Genomic DNA, 5,056 nt, shown 5'->3' on the forward strand with positions numbered 1-5,056 from the left:
CTGTGATATACTAATATAGTTGTCACTTGAGAGAAGTAAGTGACAAAGACCTTTGAAAACTGAACAAGACGAACCAATGTGCAGGGCACTACAACTAAGGTTGTAGTACTGAACAATGAAAAAACAATAAATCTGTCAGTGACAGAAATGAGTGAGAACTCAAACTTTTAATGAGAGTTTGATCCTGGCTCAGGACGAACGCTGGCGGCGTGCCTAATACATGCAAGTAGAACGCTGAAGGAGGAGCTTGCTTCTCTGGATGAGTTGCGAACGGGTGAGTAACGCGTAGGTAACCTGCCTGGTAGCGGGGGATAACTATTGGAAACGATAGCTAATACCGCATAATAGTAGATGTTGCATGACATTTGCTTAAAAGGTGCAATTGCATCACTACCAGATGGACCTGCGTTGTATTAGCTAGTTGGTGGGGTAACGGCTCACCAAGGCGACGATACATAGCCGACCTGAGAGGGTGATCGGCCACACTGGGACTGAGACACGGCCCAGACTCCTACGGGAGGCAGCAGTAGGGAATCTTCGGCAATGGACGGAAGTCTGACCGAGCAACGCCGCGTGAGTGAAGAAGGTTTTCGGATCGTAAAGCTCTGTTGTAAGAGAAGAACGAGTGTGAGAGTGGAAAGTTCACACTGTGACGGTATCTTACCAGAAAGGGACGGCTAACTACGTGCCAGCAGCCGCGGTAATACGTAGGTCCCGAGCGTTGTCCGGATTTATTGGGCGTAAAGCGAGCGCAGGCGGTTAGATAAGTCTGAAGTTAAAGGCTGTGGCTTAACCATAGTACGCTTTGGAAACTGTTTAACTTGAGTGCAAGAGGGGAGAGTGGAATTCCATGTGTAGCGGTGAAATGCGTAGATATATGGAGGAACACCGGTGGCGAAAGCGGCTCTCTGGCTTGTAACTGACGCTGAGGCTCGAAAGCGTGGGGAGCAAACAGGATTAGATACCCTGGTAGTCCACGCCGTAAACGATGAGTGCTAGGTGTTAGACCCTTTCCGGGGTTTAGTGCCGTAGCTAACGCATTAAGCACTCCGCCTGGGGAGTACGACCGCAAGGTTGAAACTCAAAGGAATTGACGGGGGCCCGCACAAGCGGTGGAGCATGTGGTTTAATTCGAAGCAACGCGAAGAACCTTACCAGGTCTTGACATCCCTCTGACCGCTCTAGAGATAGAGCTTTCCTTCGGGACAGAGGTGACAGGTGGTGCATGGTTGTCGTCAGCTCGTGTCGTGAGATGTTGGGTTAAGTCCCGCAACGAGCGCAACCCCTATTGTTAGTTGCCATCATTCAGTTGGGCACTCTAGCGAGACTGCCGGTAATAAACCGGAGGAAGGTGGGGATGACGTCAAATCATCATGCCCCTTATGACCTGGGCTACACACGTGCTACAATGGCTGGTACAACGAGTCGCAAGCCGGTGACGGCAAGCTAATCTCTTAAAGCCAGTCTCAGTTCGGATTGTAGGCTGCAACTCGCCTACATGAAGTCGGAATCGCTAGTAATCGCGGATCAGCACGCCGCGGTGAATACGTTCCCGGGCCTTGTACACACCGCCCGTCACACCACGAGAGTTTGTAACACCCGAAGTCGGTGAGGTAACCGTAAGGAGCCAGCCGCCTAAGGTGGGATAGATGATTGGGGTGAAGTCGTAACAAGGTAGCCGTATCGGAAGGTGCGGCTGGATCACCTCCTTTCTAAGGATAAGGAACTGCGCATTGGTCTTGTTTAGTCTTGAGAGGTCTTGTGGGGCCTTAGCTCAGCTGGGAGAGCGCCTGCTTTGCACGCAGGAGGTCAGCGGTTCGATCCCGCTAGGCTCCATTGGTGAGAGATCACCAAGTAATGCACATTGAAAATTGAATATCTATATCAAATAGTAACAAGAAAATAAACCGAAAACGCTGTAGTATTAATAAGAGTTTATGACTGAAAGGTCAGAAAAATAAGGTTAAGTTAATAAGGGCGCACGGTGGATGCCTTGGCACTAGGAGCCGAAGAAGGACGTGACAAACGACGATATGCCTTGGGTAGCTGTAAGTAAGCGATGATCCAGGGATTTCCGAATGGGGGAACCCAACAGGTACTACCTGTTACCCGCATCTGTTAAGGATGTGAGGAGGAAGACGCAGTGAACTGAAACATCTAAGTAGCTGCAGGAAGAGAAAGCAAAAGCGATTGCCTTAGTAGCGGCGAGCGAAACGGCAGAAGGGCAAACCGAAGAGTTTACTCTTCGGGGTTGTAGGACTGCAATGTGGACTCAAAGATTATAGAAGAATGATTTGGGAAGATCAGCCAAAGAGAGTAATAGCCTCGTATTTAAAATAGTCTTTGTACCTAGCAGTATCCTGAGTACGGCGGGACACGTGAAATCCCGTCGGAATCTGGGAGGACCATCTCCCAACCCTAAATACTCCCTAGTGACCGATAGTGAACCAGTACCGTGAGGGAAAGGTGAAAAGCACCCCGGGAGGGGAGTGAAATAGAACCTGAAACCGTGTGCCTACAACAAGTTCGAGCCCGTTAATGGGTGAGAGCGTGCCTTTTGTAGAATGAACCGGCGAGTTACGTTATGATGCGAGGTTAAGTTGAAGAGACGGAGCCGTAGGGAAACCGAGTCTGAATAGGGCGCCTTAGTATCATGACGTAGACCCGAAACCATGTGACCTACCCATGAGCAGGTTGAAGGTGCGGTAAGACGCACTGGAGGACCGAACCAGGGCACGTTGAAAAGTGCTTGGATGACTTGTGGGTAGCGGAGAAATTCCAAACGAACTTGGAGATAGCTGGTTCTCTCCGAAATAGCTTTAGGGCTAGCGTCGACATTAGAGATTCTTGGAGGTAGAGCACTGTTTGGGTGAGGGGTCCATCCCGGATTACCAATCTCAGATAAACTCCGAATGCCAATGAATTATGGTCGGCAGTCAGACTGCGAGTGCTAAGATCCGTAGTCGAAAGGGAAACAGCCCAGACCACCAGCTAAGGTCCCAAAATAATTGTTAAGTGGAAAAGGATGTGGGGTTGCACAGACAACTAGGATGTTAGCTTAGAAGCAGCTATTCATTCAAAGAGTGCGTAATAGCTCACTAGTCGAGTGACCCTGCGCCGAAAATGTACCGGGGCTAAAACAATTTACCGAAGCTGTGGATACCTTTATAGGTATGGTAGGAGAGCGTTCTATGTGTGATGAAGGTGTACCGTGAGGAGTGCTGGAACGCATAGAAGTGAGAATGCCGGTATGAGTAGCGAAAGACAGGTGAGAATCCTGTCCACCGTAAGACTAAGGTTTCCAGGGGAAGGCTCGTCCGCCCTGGGTTAGTCGGGACCTAAGGAGAGACCGAAAGGTGTATCCGATGGACAACAGGTTGATATTCCTGTACTAGAGTATGTAGTGATGGAGGGACGCAGTAGGCTAACTAAAGCAGACGATTGGAAGAGTCTGTCTAAGCAGTGAGGTGTGATATGAGTCAAATGCTTATATCTTTAACATTGAGCTGTGATGGGGAGCGAAGTTTAGTAGCGAAGTTAGTGACGTCACACTGCCAAGAAAAGCTTCTAGCGTTTAAACATACTCTACCCGTACCGCAAACCGACACAGGTAGTCGAGGCGAGTAGCCTCAGGTGAGCGAGAGAACTCTCGTTAAGGAACTCGGCAAAATGACCCCGTAACTTCGGGAGAAGGGGTGCTGACTTAAAGTCAGCCGCAGTGAATAGGCCCAAGCAACTGTTTATCAAAAACACAGCTCTCTGCTAAATCGTAAGATGATGTATAGGGGGTGACGCCTGCCCGGTGCTGGAAGGTTAAGAGGAGTGCTTAGCGTAAGCGAAGGTATGAATTGAAGCCCCAGTAAACGGCGGCCGTAACTATAACGGTCCTAAGGTAGCGAAATTCCTTGTCGGGTAAGTTCCGACCCGCACGAAAGGCGTAATGATTTGGGCACTGTCTCAACGAGAGACTCGGTGAAATTTTAGTACCTGTGAAGATGCAGGTTACCCGCGACAGGACGGAAAGACCCCATGGAGCTTTACTGCAGTTTGATATTGAGTGTCTGTACCACATGTACAGGATAGGTAGGAGTCTATGAGATCGGGACGCCAGTTTCGAAGGAGACGTTGTTGGGATACTACCCTTGTGTTATGGCCACTCTAACCCGGATAGGTGATCCCTATCGGAGACAGTGTCTGACGGGCAGTTTGACTGGGGCGGTCGCCTCCTAAAAGGTAACGGAGGCGCCCAAAGGTTCCCTCAGAATGGTTGGAAATCATTCGCAGAGTGTAAAGGTATAAGGGAGCTTGACTGCGAGAGCTACAACTCGAGCAGGGACGAAAGTCGGGCTTAGTGATCCGGTGGTTCCGTATGGAAGGGCCATCGCTCAACGGATAAAAGCTACCCTGGGGATAACAGGCTTATCTCCCCCAAGAGTTCACATCGACGGGGAGGTTTGGCACCTCGATGTCGGCTCGTCGCATCCTGGGGCTGTAGTCGGTCCCAAGGGTTGGGCTGTTCGCCCATTAAAGCGGCACGCGAGCTGGGTTCAGAACGTCGTGAGACAGTTCGGTCCCTATCCGTCGCGGGCGTAGGAAATTTGAGAGGATCTGCTCCTAGTACGAGAGGACCAGAGTGGACTTACCGCTGGTGTACCAGTTGTCTTGCCAAAGGCATCGCTGGGTAGCTATGTAGGGAAGGGATAAACGCTGAAAGCATCTAAGTGTGAAACCCACCTCAAGATGAGATTTCCCATGATTTTATATCAGTAAGAGCCCTGAGAGATGATCAGGTAGATAGGTTAGAAGTGGAAGTGTGGCGACACATGTAGCGGACTAATACTAATAGCTCGAGGACTTATCCAAAGTAACTGAGAATATGAAAGCGAACGGTTTTCTTGGTTTGAATAGATATTCAATTTTGAGTAGGTATTACTCAGAGTTAAGTGACGATAGCCTAGGAGATACACCTGTACCCATGCCGAACACAGAAGTTAAGCCCTAGAACGCCGGAAGTAGTTGGGGGTTGCCCCCTGTGAGATATGGAAGTCGCTTAGCT

The 5,056-nt window shown here is 49.8% G+C and carries 1 tRNA gene and 3 rRNA genes; all 4 read left to right on the top strand.

Going from position 1 to position 5,056, the window contains the following annotated elements:
* Window positions 1–166: 166 nt before the first annotated feature.
* The 4 genes from HMPREF2628_RS01975 (at window position 167) to rrf (ending at window position 5,055) form a co-directional block, all read left to right on the top strand.
* Window positions 167–1,712: ribosomal RNA gene (locus tag HMPREF2628_RS01975) — 16S ribosomal RNA — on the top strand.
* 51 nt (window positions 1,713–1,763) lie between these two features.
* Window positions 1,764–1,836, top strand: a tRNA-Ala gene (locus HMPREF2628_RS01980).
* Between the two features lie 125 nt (window positions 1,837–1,961).
* Window positions 1,962–4,863 (top strand): 23S ribosomal RNA (locus tag HMPREF2628_RS01985).
* A 76-nt stretch (window positions 4,864–4,939) separates the two neighbouring features.
* Window positions 4,940–5,055, top strand: a 5S ribosomal RNA gene (gene rrf / locus HMPREF2628_RS01990).
* Together the 16S, 23S and 5S rRNA genes with 1 tRNA gene alongside form the textbook arrangement of a ribosomal RNA operon.
* Window position 5,056 lies beyond the last annotated feature (1 nt).

The organism is Streptococcus sp. HMSC063B03 (assembly GCF_001836965.1).
Taxonomy (GTDB): domain Bacteria; phylum Bacillota; class Bacilli; order Lactobacillales; family Streptococcaceae; genus Streptococcus; species Streptococcus pneumoniae_F.